This is a genomic window from Enterococcus sp. AZ188 (genome assembly GCF_050544075.1).
Taxonomy (GTDB): Bacteria; Bacillota; Bacilli; order Lactobacillales; family Enterococcaceae; genus Enterococcus_D; species Enterococcus_D entomosocium.
This window is the reverse complement of record NZ_CP172943.1, coordinates 401,763-418,382: the sequence shown is the minus strand read 5'-3', so window position 1 is coordinate 418,382 and position 16,620 is coordinate 401,763. Positions and strand designations below refer to the sequence as shown.

13 protein-coding genes are annotated in these 16,620 nt (G+C 45.1%); all 13 read right to left on the bottom strand.

The window, feature by feature from the left end:
• Positions 1 to 19 precede the first annotated feature (19 nt).
• Entirely contained in the window at positions 20 to 934 is a 915-nt protein-coding gene (locus IGI86_RS01985; protein WP_005232278.1) for an ABC transporter permease, read from the bottom strand.
• Between the two features lie 410 nt (positions 935 to 1,344).
• A complete protein-coding gene (locus IGI86_RS01980) occupies positions 1,345 to 2,166 on the bottom strand; it encodes a VOC family protein (protein WP_008376185.1) in 822 nt (273 codons plus the stop codon).
• Positions 2,167 to 2,341: 175 nt separating this feature from the next.
• A complete protein-coding gene (argB, locus tag IGI86_RS01975; RefSeq protein WP_061053674.1) occupies positions 2,342 to 3,103 on the bottom strand; it encodes an acetylglutamate kinase in 762 nt (253 codons plus the stop codon).
• 35 nt (positions 3,104 to 3,138) lie between these two features.
• Positions 3,139 to 4,329 (bottom strand): bifunctional glutamate N-acetyltransferase/amino-acid acetyltransferase ArgJ, encoded by a 1,191-nt coding sequence (gene argJ / locus IGI86_RS01970; RefSeq protein ID WP_194187881.1) that lies wholly within the window; start codon positions 4,327 to 4,329, stop codon positions 3,139 to 3,141.
• Positions 4,330 to 4,407: 78 nt separating this feature from the next.
• Positions 4,408 to 5,430, bottom strand: coding sequence for an N-acetyl-gamma-glutamyl-phosphate reductase (argC, locus tag IGI86_RS01965; protein ID WP_315040949.1), 1,023 nt, complete (start codon positions 5,428 to 5,430; stop codon positions 4,408 to 4,410).
• A gap of 146 nt (positions 5,431 to 5,576) precedes the next feature.
• A complete protein-coding gene (locus IGI86_RS01960; protein ID WP_301389301.1) occupies positions 5,577 to 6,722 on the bottom strand; it encodes an acetylornithine transaminase in 1,146 nt (381 codons plus the stop codon).
• A gap of 204 nt (positions 6,723 to 6,926) precedes the next feature.
• Positions 6,927 to 8,807 carry an ABC transporter ATP-binding protein gene (locus IGI86_RS01955; protein ID WP_061053672.1) on the bottom strand — a complete coding sequence of 627 codons (1,881 nt, stop codon included), beginning with the start codon at positions 8,805 to 8,807 and terminating at the stop codon, positions 6,927 to 6,929.
• Entirely contained in the window at positions 8,804 to 10,531 is a 1,728-nt protein-coding gene (locus tag IGI86_RS01950) for an ABC transporter ATP-binding protein (protein ID WP_008376197.1), read from the bottom strand. Before IGI86_RS01950 ends, IGI86_RS01955 begins: the two co-directional genes overlap by 4 nt.
• The gene (locus IGI86_RS01945) at positions 10,524 to 11,192 is read right to left on the bottom strand and encodes a TetR/AcrR family transcriptional regulator (protein ID WP_005232294.1); all 669 of its coding nucleotides are present in this window, start codon (positions 11,190 to 11,192) and stop codon (positions 10,524 to 10,526) included. The genes IGI86_RS01950 and IGI86_RS01945 overlap by 8 nt, the downstream gene beginning before the upstream one ends.
• Before the next feature lie 266 nt (positions 11,193 to 11,458).
• Positions 11,459 to 12,490, bottom strand: a complete 1,032-nt coding sequence (locus IGI86_RS01940) for an LPXTG cell wall anchor domain-containing protein (RefSeq protein ID WP_034872070.1) — start codon at positions 12,488 to 12,490, stop codon at positions 11,459 to 11,461.
• A gap of 128 nt (positions 12,491 to 12,618) precedes the next feature.
• The gene (locus tag IGI86_RS01935) at positions 12,619 to 14,631 is read right to left on the bottom strand and encodes a glucose PTS transporter subunit IIA (RefSeq protein ID WP_016619647.1); all 2,013 of its coding nucleotides are present in this window, start codon (positions 14,629 to 14,631) and stop codon (positions 12,619 to 12,621) included.
• Complete coding sequence (gene murQ, locus IGI86_RS01930; RefSeq protein WP_042890168.1) at positions 14,631 to 15,539, bottom strand: N-acetylmuramic acid 6-phosphate etherase; 909 nt, start codon at positions 15,537 to 15,539, stop codon at positions 14,631 to 14,633. The genes IGI86_RS01935 and murQ overlap by 1 nt, the downstream gene beginning before the upstream one ends.
• The gene (locus IGI86_RS01925) at positions 15,532 to 16,596 is read right to left on the bottom strand and encodes a DUF871 domain-containing protein (protein ID WP_034878114.1); all 1,065 of its coding nucleotides are present in this window, start codon (positions 16,594 to 16,596) and stop codon (positions 15,532 to 15,534) included. The genes murQ and IGI86_RS01925 overlap by 8 nt, the downstream gene beginning before the upstream one ends.
• Between the last annotated feature and the right edge of the window lie 24 nt (positions 16,597 to 16,620).

Here is a 16,620-nt window from a genome sequence, read left to right as displayed (position 1 = left end):
TCATTTCCTCCTCTGCTGATTACCATAAGCTGTGACCCACTTTGCGTGCGAAAAAGTTTGCTCCGCTCAAAAGAGTGACACTAATGACTGCTTTGAACAAACCAACAGCTGTTGCGTATGAATATTGAGAGTTGCTGATCCCTACCCGATACACATAGGTATCAATGACATCCGCCACATTTCTAAGAGCTGGATTGCTCCCCAGTAAAAGCAAATCTTCAAAGCCCGCATTCAACAAGTTGCCAATTTCTAAGATCAAGAAGATCGTAATGATTGGAACGATCGAAGGCAACGTGATCAAAAAAACTTGCTGAAATTTCGTCGCACCATCTAAGGATGCTGCTTCATACAACTGCGGATCGATCCCAGCAATGGCTGCCATATAGACGATCGAGCCAAAGCCAATCGATTTCCAAAGATTTGTCGTAACGATGATCGTCCAGAAATAGCGAGGGATCGATAAAAAGTTGATTGGTTCATCGATCAGGTTTAAACTTTCCAAAGCAATATTTAAGCTACCGTTATCCATCGATAAAATCGACATCGTAAACCCCGCCACGATCACCCATGATAAAAAGTGCGGGAGATAAGTAATCGTCTGCACCACACGTTTGAATGCAACGTTCTTGACCTCGTTAAGCATCAACGCCAGCAAAATCGGTGCTGGAAAACAAATAGCAATCTTTAGCACACTGATCATAATGGTATTCCGTAAAATTTCCCAAAAACGTGGTTCACTAAAAAAGCGCCGAAAATTATCAAAGCCGATCCATGGACTGCCTGTCATACCTTCAAAAATATTGTACTGTTGAAACGCCATCAAAATCCCGTACATTGGGATATAGCTAAAAATGCCTACCAGTAAAATCGCCGGCAGTACCATCATCTGAAGATCCCACTGAGCAAAATATCGGTGTATCCACTTTTTTTCCATCACATCTACTCCTTGTCTTCCCGTTACTGCTCACCACCAAAAGAAACCGCATACATTAATAACAACAAATAACCTCTGCGTCCAGAGCCATCGAATCTCGATTCTTTTTTATTATAAATTAAGAATAACCACAATTCAATATAATGTTTGCGATTTTTGAATCATAATGGCTATTATATTAAGTTTTAAGACAGGCGTTTCAAATATTAAATAACTAAATAAGAAATTCAAAATAGATTGGACCTGTTCTACTAATGCAGATAAACTACCGTTTTTTCAATGATTGGTCTTCGAATCGATGTAACAGTTTTTTACACTCTTTCGTGCGAAATAAAAACAAAAGTTTCTTTTTTTGACAAAAAAAAGAAAAAGCAGAGAATAGTCCTCTCTGCTTTTTCTTTCAAAACACTTTATTTTTTAACGATAAACCACCATTCGATACCGATCGCATCGTAGGTCGTCAACAATTGCCGTTTTTTGTCGATGAAAAACTCTTGGTTCTTCTCAGACAAGTGTTTTTCCAATGTATCGATATCTTCTTGACTGATGGAGATTTTCAAGAAGTCTAAGCCAAGCACCTCGTGGCTCGGTAAGTCGATCGTACCACCTTGTGCTTCAGTCAAGCCAACTTGGAAGTCACCATCATTGAGGATAAATTCCTTTGTTTCGGCTTCTTTTGTTTTCAATCCTAAGCTTTCTTCTAAGAAAAGCTGCTCTTTGGCTAAATCACTGACGTTTAAATACAGCTTGCCAAAATGAGCCTCTTTTGATAAGCCAGCCGCTTTTGCAGGTGCCGCTTTGATCAATTCTGCTTCGTCTTTTGGTACCACAGTTCCTGCGGGTGCTGTAAATAAGACTTCGATTTTGTTTCCTTCTGGATCAGCTATCAGGAAGCCTAATTGATTCGCTTCATAACGAGCTTCTTCGAAAGCAATCGCTTTTTGTTGGGCATTGCTCGCGATAGTTGCCGCTTCTTCTAGCGAGGATACGGCTAAAACGATGCGCTGCATCTTTTTGATCTCACCGAAATGGTCGTTGGCACGCGGGCTTTCTTCCAACCATAAAACTTCTCTATCTAATCCTTTTAGACCAAAGATGGCCAACTCATTTTCTTCTCTTTTCAGCTCAAAGCCAAGTACATCGCGATAAAAGGCAATCGCTTGATCGCGGTCTTTTACCCGAATTGCAACAGTCAGCAACTTCGTACTGCTCCCCAATAAGAAATCTGTCATTGTTTCTCCCCCTACTTACATATGTACTCATTGTACTGATAAAACGAAATTCTAGCAAATGAAATCCCTACCTATTTTATTCTTTTTTTAGAGAAAATAAGAAGAAAAGCACAGAAAAGTCAGAATTTTGCATTTTTATAAGTAGAGAGGTGGCGTTTAGGTGTCGCTAATGGCTTCAACTATAGACAGCTGCTGCTGGACTTGCCGCGAGGATCTGGGTTCCTAAACGATCGATCCGATCGGTGATACAAACGGCAGCTACCCCTGCTTTTAAGGCTTTCTGAGCACTTTTTAGTTTTGGCAGCATGCCGCCCGTGACTACTTCTTCGGCGATCAGTTGGGGGATCTCCTCAAAAGAAACAGCCGACAACCACTTGCTTTCTTGTTTGATGCCAGGAACATCCGTCAACAAATACAGTTTTTCGGCTTGTAAGCTGGCTGCGACCTGACAAGCCACTTCATCCGCGTTGATGTTCAACCATTGCCCATCTGGAGTAATTCCTAGTGGGGCCAAAATCGGAACATGTTTTTTCTCTGTCAAGAGCTGCAGGAAAGCAGCGTTGATTTGTTGAACCTTCCCTACTTGACCTAATTTCTCCTCATCGATAACTTCTCCTTGGATCAGCTGATCACAACCAGCATTCAGTCCCACGGCATGGAAGCCAGCTTGCTGGAAAGCAGTCGTAATCAGCGGTTGAACTTGTCCCAGAAGGACCATTCTAGTTACTTCAAGCGTCTGGGGATCGGTCACCCGCAGGCCGTCTTTGATCGTGACTGTCAACGCCATTTTCTCCATCATTTCTGAGATGTAGTGACCACCGCCATGGACGATGACCACTTTTTTGCCCGCAGCTTGCCAATCTGCTATCGTCTCAAAGAATGACGGGGTTAAATTTTCTGAGGCGACACCGCCGATTTTTACTACGATCGTTTCCATCTACTCGCTCCTTTTTGTCTAGTACCTGATTTGTTTCAGGTATGATATAGTGCGTTGATTTTCACATAGTCATACGTCAGATCACAGCCCCAAGCGGTGCCAACACCTGCTCCTTCTTTCAGCTCAACAGCGACTTTGACTTCACTTTCCGCCAACTGTTCTTGCATGATGGTTTCGTCAAAAGCTACAGGTATCCCTTGGACAAAGACGGGAATGTCGGCTAGTGCGATCGATACCGTTGCTGGATCGATGGGTTGCCCACTATAACCCACTGCACATAAGATACGCCCCCAGTTTGGGTCTTTGCCAAAGAGGGCTGTTTTGACCAGCGGCGAACCAACGATGGTTTTGCTGATCATTCGGGCTGCTTCATCCGTCACAGCTCCACTCGTGTGAGCTTCGATCAATTTGCTGGCGCCTTCTCCGTCCTTCGCAATTGCTTTGGCTAGCGCGGTCAGAACTGCTTTAAGCATCCCTTTAAACTCCTGATAAGCTGGCGTGTCAGCTTCAATCGTTGGATTTTTGGCTAACCCGTTGGCTAAAACTAACACCATATCATTGGTGGATGTATCGCCATCGACCGTGATTTGATTGAAAGTAACGTCGGTTAATTCTTTCAGCAGTGCTTGCAAGAGTGCTGGAGCGATCGCCGCATCTGTCGTAACAAAGGCCAGCATCGTGGCCATATTGGGATGGATCATACCAGACCCTTTGGCACAGCCCGCAACAGTCACCGTTTTGTCAGCGATTGTTGATTGGATGACACTGCTTTTTTCAGTCAGATCCGTCGTCAAAATCGCTCTTTGGAATTGGTGGGCATCCCCTTGCCTGTTTAGTTGCTGAATCCCTGCAGTGATTTTTTCCATCGGTAAGCTCTTGCCAATGATTCCGGTGGAGGCTACCGCAAAGGCTTCGGGACTCGTATGCAGCTGGTCTGCTGCCAATTCTGCCATCTCTTGTGCATCTTTTAAACCTTGCTCCCCGGTACAAGCATTGGCATTGCCCGCATTGACGATCACGCCTTGCAAGGTGCCTGCTTGCATTTTTTCCTTTGTAACGAGAATGGGTGCCGCTTGTACTTGATTGGTGGTAAAGACTGCCGCAGCACTGGCTGGCACTTCAGAGACGATCCAACCAAGATCGACTTTCTCTTTCTTCAGACCGCAATGCAGACCGTCGGCAAAAAAACCTTTTGGGGTTGCGATCGTTCCTTCGATTTCTTTCATTTTCTTTCCTCCTACTGCCACCTTTTTGCGGATTGTCCACTGGCTGACACGAGTATTCTCACGTGTCTGTTGGCTATTTTATGGGTATAACGGAGCTTGCATAAGACCGGTCGTTTCTGGTATCCCTGCCCATCGATTGAAGTTTTGGATCGCTTGGCCAGCAGCCCCTTTGCCTAAATTATCGATCACTGCGACAACGGTCAACACTTGGGTCAGCGGATTGAAACATAGGCCAATGTCACAAAAATTCGTTCCCGTCACTTGCCGCAGCTCGGGCAGCTTTCCTAACGGTTGCACTCGGACAAACGGATGGTCTTGATATGTTTTTACGTACTGCTCATAGATGTCCTCTTGCGAAATCGCGTCTTTGAGAGGCGCATAAAGCGTCATAAAGATCCCTCTTTTGACAGGCAGTAAGCTGGTAGAAAATTGGATCGGCGGCATTGCCTGATCCCATTGTTGAAACTGTTGCATGATCTCGGGAATATGCTGATGCTGATTTGGCTTATACATCGTCATGTTATCCGCAGCGGTTGCAAAGTGACTGCTGTCGGTCAATTTCTTACCAGCACCCGATAAGCCCGACTTGCCATCAAAAATCAACGTGCCGCTGAATAGTTTTTGCTGAACCAACGGCGCAGCCACTAAAATGGCAGCAGTCGCATAACAGCCTGGATTGGCGATCAAATTGCCAGGAGTCGTTGCAAACTCAGGCAGCGAATAGGTCGCGTGTGCCAACAACTCGGCAGGGGCAGCTTCTTGGTGATACCATTTTTGATAGCTATCCCGATCCTTCAATCGCAGATCACCAGAAAGGTCAATCACTGGAAAGTCATTTGCGACAAAAGTCGCTGCGAGTTCTTTGCTGATTCCAGCAGGAGTCGCAAAAAACACGAGTTGATTTTCCTTTTGGATTTTTTCTGCATCAAAAGGTTCGATCAACCGCTCTGTCAGTCCAATTAAATGAGGATACAAAACTGATGAATTTTCATGCATAGAATGACTATGCAAGGTGCCCACCTCCAATTGGGGATGCTGCTGGATCAAACGAATCAATTCAATTCCGGTATACCCTGTTACACCAACGATTGCTGCCTTCAAACACGTCACTCCTCAAAAGAATTTACTTAAGATTATAAGAAACTCCCATCGCTCTGTCAATGATTATTTATAAAACTATTCAAAATAAACTCACTGTTATTCGGTTTTTATAAGAAAAAATGCCCAAAAAATCTATTTTTATACAATTATGCTAAGATCGCTTGTAAAATCGCCAAGGCTGCTTGCGTTTCCTCTTGCGAGATCGTTAAGGGTGGCAGCAAGCGCAAAACCTTGGTTCCCGCCTTTAATGCGAGGAGGCCTTGGTTCCGCAGTTGGGTCAACACGGATTGCAAGCTTTCCGAATCTGCTAATTCGATACCGATCATCAATCCTTTCCCACGAATCGCCTGCACTTTAGATAATCCTTGCAATCCGTCGAAAAACTGCTGCTGGCGCAATTGAACATTGACTTGAATGTCCTCTTCTTGCAACACACTGCAAACGGCACTAGCAGCGGCCATCGCTAATTTATTGCCACCAAAGGTCGAACCGTGACTACCTGGTCCAAAAGCCGTTTGCAAATGACTTTTGCCTAGCATCGCTCCGACAGGGATCCCGTTACCAAGCCCTTTGGCTACGGTAAAAAGATCAGGTTCAATGCCGTATCCTTCAAACGCAAACAGCGTTCCTGTCCGTCCCATCCCGGTTTGGATCTCATCCACCACTAGCAGTGCTCCCTGCTCCTGACAAAGGGCTGCCACGGCTTGGACCCATGCCACCTCAGCAGGGATCACGCCGCCTTCGCCTTGGATCAATTCTAAAAACACGGCTGCCGTATGCTCATCTAAAACGGCTTGCAATGCCTCAAGGTCATTAAAGGGTACATACACCATCTCTGGTACCAGCGGACCAAACCCATCGTGAATACTGCTTTGCCCAGTCAAAGACATCGCGCCAAAGGTCCGACCGTGGAAAGATTGTTCAAAACTGATGACTTTGCTACGGCCAGTCGCTTTGCGAGCCAGCTTTAAAGCTGCTTCGTTCGCCTCAGCGCCGCTATTACAAAAATAGGCCAGATACGGCTCGTCTGATACGTTCTTTTGGTTTTGGGTCAGCTTTTGGGCAACTTCTTCTTGTAGTTGGCTGTCATATAAATTCGGCACATGCCAAATCTGCTCTGCTTGGGTCATCAAAGCGGCTTGCACTTTGGGATGTCCATAACCGAGATTGACAACCCCGATACCGCTCGTTAAATCTAAATATTGGTTCCCTTGCGAATCTACGACATAGCTCCCGCTGCCTTGCTGGATATCGATGGGCAAACGGCTGTAATTAGGAAAAAGATGACTCATTGGTTTCACTCCTTGTCTTGGATCATTCGAAATTATGTATTAATATACATTTTTATCTAGATAATTGCAATGAATATTTAAAATAAAGCCATATAAATTCATAAAAAAAAGAAAGCAGTGACAATCACTGCTTTCTTTCAGTCAACCTTTGGCGGTCTGTTTATCATCATTTGGGGAAGAATTTCTTTCATTACAAACAGTGGATCACGCCACTTCTTCTGAAAATTGACTGTTATAAAGGTCTGCATAGAAACCGTTTTGCGCCATCAATTCCTCATGGTTTCCAGTCTCAACAATAGATCCGTGATTCATCACGATGATATTGTCAGCATCACGAATCGTAGAGAGACGGTGAGCAACCACAAAGCTGGTCCGATTTTCTAACAAACGCCCCATTGCTTTCTGGATCAAGATCTCAGTCCGCGTATCGACACTAGAAGTTGCCTCATCCAAAATCAAGACGTCCGGATCCGCTAAGAAGGCGCGGGCGATCGTGATCAGCTGACGTTGACCTTGGGAGATGTTGCTGGCTTCTTCATTCAAGACCGTATCATAGCCTTCTGGCAATTTGCGAACAAAATCATCCACATGGGCAGCCTTCGCCGCAGCAATCACTTGTTCTTTGGTCGCTTTTTCATTTCCATAATGAATGTTGTCATAGATGGAGCCGGTAAACAACCACGTATCTTGCAGCACCATCGAGATATTACTACGCAATTCATCACGAGTCAAGTCTCGGGTATCTCTGCCATCATAACGAATGCTACCGCCAGAAACATCATAAAAACGTTCCAAGAGATTGATCAGCGTGGTTTTCCCAGCGCCGGTTGGTCCTACGATAGCCACCATCTCACCAGCTTTGACATCCAAATTAAAATCGGTCATCAATAATTTGTCTGGGGCATAACCAAATTGAACATGATCGAAACGAACTTTGTATTCACTGTCTTCCACTGGTAAACCAGAAGGCTCATCATTCATTTCTTCTTCATCCAAGACTTCAAAGACCCGTTCGGCAGATGCAACGGTTGATTGGATGGTGTTTAGCAAACTAGCGATTTGAGTGATCGGTTGAGAGAATTGATTGGTGTATTGCAAGAATGCTTGCACATCCCCTAACGTCATGTTCCCATTCGCTACCTTGATTCCACCAAGGACAGCCACGAAGACATAGCCTAAGTTTTTAATGAAGTTCATCAAGGGCATAATAATCGCTGAAATAAATTGGGCTTTCCAACCAGCAGAATACAGACGGTCATTTTCTTCTTCAAAAACGACTTGATCGGCAGCTTCATGGTTGAAGGTTTTGACTACTGTATGACCGCCGTAAGTTTCTTCGACTTGGTCATTGAGCAATCCTAAACTTTTTTGTTGGGCCGCAAAGAATTTTTGCGATTTTGGTGCGACGATCATCACGACGATCAAGCTTAAAGGAACCGTTGCTAAAGCAATCAAAGTCAGTTGCCAACTGATCGTCAGCATCATCCACAAAACCCCGATAAAGGTCACGACACTCGTAATAAATTGGGTCAAGTTTTGTTGCAGGGTACTTGCGATATTATCCATATCATTGATTGCCCGTGACATGATATCCCCATTTGAGTGAGTATCATAGTAAGAGATCGGCAAGCGGTTCATTTTTTCATCTAAGTCTCGACGCAGCTCATAAACCGTTCGTTGAGAGACACGGGTCATAATAAACTGTTGTAGAAAGTTGAAGACGGCTGAAATCACATACATGCCGATCGCGATCAAAATGATTTGACCAACTTTCTCAAAATCGATAGGAAATTCTGTCACCTGTTGGCCGGCTTGCATCTGCTGCGTACCGATCATGACCCCTTTAAAAATTTCAGTGGTCGCTTCCCCTAAAATTTTCGGTGTTTGGATTTGGAAGATCACGGCTGCGATCGCTAAAACGAAGACGGCAATGATAGCGATGGAGCGTTTCGACATGTACCCGAAAAGCCGTTTGACCGTCCCCCAAAAGTTTTTTGGTTTTGGTCCTTTGGCACCGATGTTACGGCCCGGGCCGCCACCCATTGGTCCGCCACGGTGTTGTGTTGTTGTTTTCTTTTCACTCATGCAAGATCCTCCTCTCTCAATTGTGAAGAAACGATTTCTTGATAGGTTTCATTGTCTGCCATTAATGATTCATGGGTCCCTTTCCCTACGAGTTGTCCTTCATCCAATACTAAGATCGTATCGGCATCCATGACGGTGCTGACCCGTTGGGCAACCACGACCATGATGCTGTCTTGCATGTCGCGTTTCAGCGCTGCTCGTAAGTTTGCATCGGTTTTGAAGTCCAATGCGGAGAAGGAATCATCAAAGACATAGACATCTGCTTGTTTCACTAACGCACGAGCAATCGCTAAACGTTGACGTTGTCCACCAGAGAAGTTGCCGCCGCCTTGTTCTACACGGCTATCTAAGCCATCTGCCAGTTCGGAGACAAAATCTTTGGCTTGGGCGATCTCTAATGCTTGCCAGATTTCTTCGTCTGTCGCATCAGGTTTTCCATATTTCATATTTTCACGAATGGTACCGGAAAACAGTACCGCTTTTTGCGGAACAAAGCCCACGACTTCTCGTAGATTATGCTGGGTGATTTCTGCAATATTGACCCCATTGATTTTGATTGCACCAGACTCCACATCGTACAAACGAGGCAAGAGATTGACTAGTGTCGTTTTCCCTGAGCCCGTCCCACCGATGATGGCAACAAAATCACCAGATTTTGCTTGGAAGTCGATATCTTCCAACGCCAATTTCTCAGCGCCTTGGTAGCGATACGCCACATGGTCAAAAGTCAAGGTTGCTTGATCCCCTTGTAAGCTCAATGTCGCTGGTGTTTTTGGATCGAGAATTTCATCTTCTTCATTTAAGACTTCGTTGATCCGATCAGCTGATGCTTGGGCTCTTGGCACCATCACGAAGATCATGGACAGCATCATAAAGCTGATCAAAATTTGCATCGCATAAGTCATAAACGCAATCAGGTTCCCGACTTCTAAGGTCATTTCGGCAATATAATGACCACCAAACCATGTGATGGCAATGTTCGTTCCACTCATGATCAACGTCATCAAAGGCATCATCAAGGCCACGATGGTATTTACTTTGATCGCGGTGTGGGTGTAATCTTTGTTGGCTTGATCAAAGCGGTTTGCTTCATAATCCGTTTTGTCAAATGCCCGAATGACCCGGACCCCCGTCAAGCCTTCACGAAAGACTAAGTTCAAACGGTCGGTTTTCTTTTGCATACTTTTGAATAAAGGAACGGCAAAATACATAATACCGCCGACTAATACTAGCATGATAGGAATAACGACTAAAAAGATCCGTGTTAACTGGGCATCTTTTTGGTAGGCCAAGAAGCTCGCCCCAATCAGTGTGATCGGTGCATTGATCATCATACGTAAAAACATTTGCGTCACCATTTGAATTTGGTTGACGTCGTTGGTGGTCCGCGTGATTAATGATGCGGTCCCAAATTTATCGAAAGAACGAGAAGAAAAATTCTCAACTTTTTGGTAAATGTCCGAACGTAGTTTTTGTCCTAATTTTTGTGATTCTCTTGTTGCGAAATACGTATTTCCTAAAGCGGCGATGATACTGATCAATGAAAAGCCGATCATGTAAAAGCCGGTTTTCCAAATGTAATCAATGTCCCCTGTCGCCACCCCATTGTTGATAATATTGGAAGTCAATGTCGGTAGATACAAATCAGAAACGACTTGGATCACCATAAACACCACTGCCATGATTATGGAAATGACGGATACGCGTTTTATCAGCTTAATCATAGGTTTCCCCTCTTTCTTTTTTTGCGCCCTCTCTTAACCAGCGGACTTTACTGTTGAAATCAGCGATCGCTTCGGCAGGATCATAGTCTGGATCAAATGCTGATTGGCGATAGGCTTCGGCAATCGTCGAAAAGACGGTATGCATCAGCAGCTGGATCAGCATTTTCAACTCATGGTCGTCTTTGACTTTCAATAAATCTTTGTCGACCTCTGACAAAAAGATGGCTTGCTGCTTCTGCCGATCGGCTTTGTGTTCTTGATGCATCTTGTGCTGCATCTCTGGCACGACTTTATGGAAGGAACGATAATCCATACTCATAAATAAATTGCGGTAAAAGTTTGCGTTTTTGCCTTTGAAAACCTCGGCGATCATCCGTGAAAAGTACCATTCGAACCCCGCAAACAGATCCCCGTTTTCATGTTGGATCGATTTCAGCAGATCTCGCTGACTATTTTTTTTCAACGTATGGAAATAATAGTAATAAAGATCTTCTTTGTTTTCGAAGTATTGGTAAAAACTCCCGCGAGGAATCTCGGCATCTTTGATGATGTTGGCGATCGAGGCGTCTTTCAACGGCAGCCTTGAGAATTCTTTTTTCGCCGCATTTAAGATGCGCTTTTGTTTTTCTGGCGGCAAGTGAAAAAATGTATCGGTCGGCATCACAAGCAACTCCTTTCTAATTTAAAATAAATCACAGCTCTCGATATGACACGTTGTCATATGACACTGTGTCATTATACACCCCTCACCAGAGAATGCAAGAATTTAAATTTGACTTTTTTATGAAGGAATCGATTCTGGTCTTTTTATAAAGGGCGTTATTTGAAAAGAAATAACCAATGAAATTTCTGAAAACAAAAAACCTTCGTTTCCCTGATGGAAAACGAAGGTTGCTATTTTTTCATTCCGCCGATTATAAATAACGGTCATTTTTTCTTTCGGCGCCATAAAATCAAGAAAACGATCAGCAGCAGGATAACACCGGCGATCAATAAGGTATAACTTGGCGCTTCATTGGTTTTAGGTAATGTTTTTTCGCCATCGGCAGTAGCGTTGGCCTCTTTCGAAGAAGTCGTTGTCGCTGTTTCTTGGGCTGTCGTCGAAGTTGCCGTCGCTTCTTCAGTCGTACTCGTTTGCGTGCCTGTAGGCAGATACATGGAATCATTTGCCGCTTGAATGATATAAGAGATCCGTCCGGGGACAAAGGCACCTGGATCAACTTGCATCTCTTGTTCCATCTGATTCAAATTGGTCAAAATTGAAATCATCCATTCGTTGGAAACGGCTTGATTCAAATGTAAAAAGACTCCGTCTGCTGGATAGACGACCCTTAAATATTCCTGCAACTGATCCACGACAGGAATCAAGTCAGCAAAACTGGCGTAGCTATTCGCATCAAAAGCCAGTTGCGGCTCAATGGCTTCCCAGGATAACGTCTGATCGACAAACAAGGCACCGATGATTTTTGCCAAGTAAGCAATATCAAAGCCCATCGCATCACTAGAATAACGTAACGCTAGGCGATTGCCATTGGTCAATTCTTCATCTGTCAACTGGTCCAACTGTTCTTGGGTAAATGCGGTCACACTGCCTTCAGTGATCCCTTGGGTTAAGGCGCTACGAAGCGAACTAGGTTCATCGGCTAACGTGTTGATCTCATTGACGTTTTGCGTCCCTGTCTCTGCTTGGATCGAGGCAATAACGGCTTCGGAATCGACTGGCTCTTGATTCTCGTCAGCTGTAGTTTCTGAAGTAGCGGATTGATCCGTTTCTTGGTTTTCATCTGTACTTTCTTGGGCAGAATTTTGAATCTGCTCACTGTCTGTTTGCCCTTCTGATGAAAGCGTCTCGCTAACGGCAACCGGATTGTCACTTCCACTCGTAGCCGTTTCATCTGCATGAACCATCATTGGTGAAAATGCCAGCGTCATTAGTCCGAACCAAATTATTTTTTTCATCATCATTGCCTCCTCGAATGGGATTTCTCCCTTTGTAACGAAACTGTAACATAAAGGCCTCGTTTCCGCAATCAATTTAGTAACTTCTTAAAAAAAACCTCCATCTTTATCAGATAGAGGTTTTACCATTATTTTATCGTTGCCACATGCATGACTGCTTGACCTGCGTTTGTTTCCGCGATCGGTAACAGTTCAACGTTGGCTGCTTGGTCCATATTGGTGATAATGACAAGCATCTCAGAAGCTTTGCCTTTAGCCGTCAACTGCGCCAAATCGACTTGGGCAACTTGGGTGGCTGGTGTCACCGCTTGGCCTTCCTCCACCAGGATCTCAAAAGGTGCTCCTTGCAATTCGACGGTGTCGACACCCATGTGCAGCAGAATCTCTAGCCCGCTAGCAGTCTTGATCCCCAATGCATGTTTCGTTGGGAAAATCGTCGTGACGGTTCCTGCTGCTGGTGCAAAGATCGCCCCATTGTCTGGCAAGACGAAATACCCGTCGCCCATCATTTTTTGCGAAAATACCGGATCACTTGACGCGCTGATCGATTTTGTCGTACCTGTTGCTACTGCGTATAAGGGTGTATCGATCGTTGTTGCTGATGAATTTGCTGCCGTTTCCTTTGCAGCCGTTTCACTCGTTTCTTTTGGTTGCGGTTGCACAGTGACGGTTGCAGCTGGTTTTGCCTCCTCTGCCTCAATCCCTTTGACTGCTTCTAAGCGATCTTTAGGAATCCCAAAGAAGTAGGTGGCAACGAAGCCGCCAGCATAGCCTGCTAACAAGCCGAAAATATAGCCCATCCAACGGCCGTTGGCAATCAATGGAATCAAAGCTAGCCCTGATGGTCCAATCGCCGTTGCGCCGATATTTGTCAAAGCGCCAATGACCGCACCACCGATCCCACCACCAATACAAGCAGTGATAAATGGTCGACCTAATGGCAATGTCACTCCGTAGATCAATGGTTCGCCGATACCTAAGATCCCAACTGGCAATGCACCTTTGATCATTTCAGAAAGCTCTTTGTCTTTACGTAGTCGTACCCATAAGGCGAAAGCTGCTCCGACTTGACCGGCACCAGCCATGGCTAAAATCGGTAATAATTGCGTGCTGCCTGTTGCTTCGATCATTTGGATGTGGATCGGGGTCAAAATTTGATGCAAACCAAACATGACCATTGGTAGGAAGGCCGCCCCTAAGACAAACCCAGAAAACGCACCGCCCACATTCAAGACCCAAGTGATTGAACCGACTAAGCTGTCAGAGATCAGACCTGCCAATGGCATGATCAAGAAAATCTCCGTCAAACCGATGATCAACAAACACAACGTCGGAGTCACGATAATATCGATCGCTTCAGGAATCACTCGATGCAGCACTGCCTCTAATTTCGCCAAAAGCCATACAGCGAAGATCACACCGATGATCCCTCCTTGGTTGGCAGCTAAAGCTTCGCCGGTGAACAAGTTTTGGATCGGGGCTTCTGGGTTCATACCGGTCAGCAAGATGATCGAACCGATCACTCCACCAAGGGTTGGATTGGCTTTAAAGACCTGCGCAGCATTGACCCCAGTAAAGATTGCTAAATAGGTGAACATCCCATTTCTTAGGACGTTTAAAATCATGACATAATAATTCCAAGTGTCTCCATCTAAATTTCCAGCAGTGATCATGTTGGTCAGAACGGAGGCGATCCCTGCAACGAGTCCTGCACCAACGAAGGCTGGAATCATTGGAACAAAGATATTTGAAATGTCTTTCAGCAGCGACTTCAATGGTGATGATTTTTGTTTGGCTTTTTGGGCTGCTTTCATCTCTGCCGTTTTTTCTGATAACGCCTCTTTGCCTGATTTTTGCTGCGGGATCTCTTGCCCTAAATCAACACCGGCTTTTGCCACCATTGCGTTGGCTACTTTGTTGACTTTCCCTGGTCCGATAATGACTTGCAGCTGCTCGTCATTGACGACACCCATCACGCCGGGAATCTCTTTTAACCCTTGTTGATCGACCTTGTCGTGGTCGCGGACGGTCATTCGTACGCGAGTCATACAGTGATTGACTGTTTCTACGTTATCCATTCCGCCGGCTTCTTGAAAAATCTTCTCCGCTAACTCTTCTACCGTCAGTGTTTCTTTTGCCATTACTTTTCTCCTCCTAACGCCGTTTTGACAAACCCTTGTGCCGTGGCAAGTTTTGCTTGTGCTTCGTCTTTCGTGCTATCCGTCAACAGCATCACGATCGCCAATTTGACATTCTGATCTGCTTCTTCAAATGCTGCAGCGGCTGTTTCATAATCAGCTTCAGTTGCCTGCATGATGATCCGTTTTGAGCGTTCCACCAATTTTTCGTTGGTCGCTTTCACGTCGACCATCAAATTATTGTAGACTTTACCGATCCCTACCATCGATAACGTCGAGATCATATTCAAAATCAATTTTTGGGCAGTTCCTGATTTCAAACGAGTCGAACCCGTCAGAAACTCTGGGCCACAATCGACTTCAATTGGAAAGCTGGCATGTTGAGAGATCTCCGCATCTTTGTTACAAGCGATCGTAGCTGTTGTGGCACCAAGCTCATTGGCGTAATCAAGAGCCCCAATCACGTAAGGCGTTCTACCACTGGCAGCGATCCCGATCACCATGTCATTTGGGTTCAACTTCAGATCGACAAGGTCTTGTTTCCCTAGCGTTAAGGAGTCTTCTGCTCCCTCGACAGCAACCGTCATCGCTTCTTCACCACCGGCGATCAGACCGACCACCATCTCAGGTGATACCCCAAAGGTTGGGACACATTCGGCCGCATCCAAGACGCCTAATCGACCACTTGTCCCAGCGCCAAGATAAATCAAGCGTCCGCCTTTTTTAAAAGCAGCGATAGTTTGTTCAATCACTTTTTCAATACTAGGAATTTCATTTTCCACCGCATAGGCAACTTTTTGATCTTCTTGGTTCATTTTTTGACACGCTTCTAAAATTGTCATTTCATCTAAATTACTCGTTTCGCTATTGCGTCGTTCAGTCGTTAATTTGTCTAAATTGATTTTATTCATTGGAATCATCTCTTTCTAATTTAAATCGCATCCCTGCTTTGATTTGTTGGATCAACGGCAGATCAGCTGGTATCACCTGAGCGGCGAGGTTGACTTTTGGGTCTGCTGGCAAAGGACGTTTGCACACTTGAATCTCTCCCATATAGCGCAAATACTCTTGGTTATCGATCGTCACAGCACCAATTGTCCGCTCTTGACTAAGTTCAGGTTTGACTTCTGGAATGGCATTGAAACGGGCATCAGCACTGCGCAAGACATCCCGAGCTTCATCGTAACGATTCTGGTGATCCCCTAGTACGTGTTCAAAGTAAGTAGAACCAAGATCTTTGACCCGCAAAACGATCCGCGCTTCTTGCAGATACGTCGCAAACTGCTGCGCACTTTTTGCAGAAACCATCCCATCACCAATGTAAACAGCATCAACTGAGCCAGTAGCCAACAAGTCGATCGCTGCGGCAAAAGGCGACCAGTTGCGGTGTCTTTCCAGTGTGGGTAATCCTTGAAATAACGGTCCGCGTTTCTTGGCATCTCCTGGAACAAAGGCTTGGACGAAAAAGCCTTGTGCTTTCAACCAGCGGTTCTTCTCCTGAAACCAGTCAGCATCCAGTCCTGTTTCTGGTCGGGGGTAATAATTGTGCCAAGCTTCCAAACGAGTAAAATCAGCTCCATACGTCTGCAGCTCTCGAATGTCTTTTTCCGTTAATGTACTGGCATTCAAACTAATGGTCATTTCTTTTGAAAAAGCAGCGATTTGTTGATTGTCGATGGCATAGTCCATTCGTAAACCAGTGACACCGATCTCCCTTAGTTCCGCCAGATTGTCGATGGAAAAGCCCGCTTCTGCTAAGGCGTTTCCAGAAATATCTACCATTAAAGACAGCTGATGGTCTTTTGCGAAACCTCCCAAGTCCGTCAGACGCTGCCGATAGGTACTGCGATCGTCTTCTGGTATGTGCATGGAGGTGAAAATCCCTTTAAAGCCTGATGCCATCGCAGTCATCTGCTCAAGTTCTGCTGCCGTCAAGTCTTCGTTCATAAATACAGAAAAGCCGAACATCTCTTTGCCTCCTTGGTGAGTCAC

Bases quoted from the DNA above. Each gene is read 5' to 3' on its own strand.
- IGI86_RS01955 (WP_061053672.1), bottom strand. From the start codon at position 8,807: ATGAGTGAAAAGAAAACAACAACACAACACCGTGGCGGACCAATGGGT.
- IGI86_RS01935 (WP_016619647.1), bottom strand. From the start codon at position 14,631: ATGGCAAAAGAAACACTGACGGTAGAAGAGTTAGCGGAGAAGATTTTT.
- IGI86_RS01945 (WP_005232294.1), bottom strand. From the start codon at position 11,192: ATGCCGACCGATACATTTTTTCACTTGCCGCCAGAAAAACAAAAGCGC.
- IGI86_RS01950 (WP_008376197.1), bottom strand. From the start codon at position 10,531: ATGATTAAGCTGATAAAACGCGTATCCGTCATTTCCATAATCATGGCA.
- argJ (WP_194187881.1), bottom strand. From the start codon at position 4,329: ATGAAAGAAATCGAAGGAACGATCGCAACCCCAAAAGGTTTTTTTGCC.
- murQ (WP_042890168.1), bottom strand. From the start codon at position 15,539: ATGAATAAAATCAATTTAGACAAATTAACGACTGAACGACGCAATAGC.
- IGI86_RS01940 (WP_034872070.1), bottom strand. From the start codon at position 12,490: ATGAAAAAAATAATTTGGTTCGGACTAATGACGCTGGCATTTTCACCA.
- IGI86_RS01985 (WP_005232278.1), bottom strand. From the start codon at position 934: ATGGAAAAAAAGTGGATACACCGATATTTTGCTCAGTGGGATCTTCAG.
- argB (WP_061053674.1), bottom strand. From the start codon at position 3,103: ATGGAAACGATCGTAGTAAAAATCGGCGGTGTCGCCTCAGAAAATTTA.
- IGI86_RS01980 (WP_008376185.1), bottom strand. From the start codon at position 2,166: ATGACAGATTTCTTATTGGGGAGCAGTACGAAGTTGCTGACTGTTGCA.
- IGI86_RS01925 (WP_034878114.1), bottom strand. From the start codon at position 16,596: ATGTTCGGCTTTTCTGTATTTATGAACGAAGACTTGACGGCAGCAGAA.
- IGI86_RS01960 (WP_301389301.1), bottom strand. From the start codon at position 6,722: ATGAGTCATCTTTTTCCTAATTACAGCCGTTTGCCCATCGATATCCAG.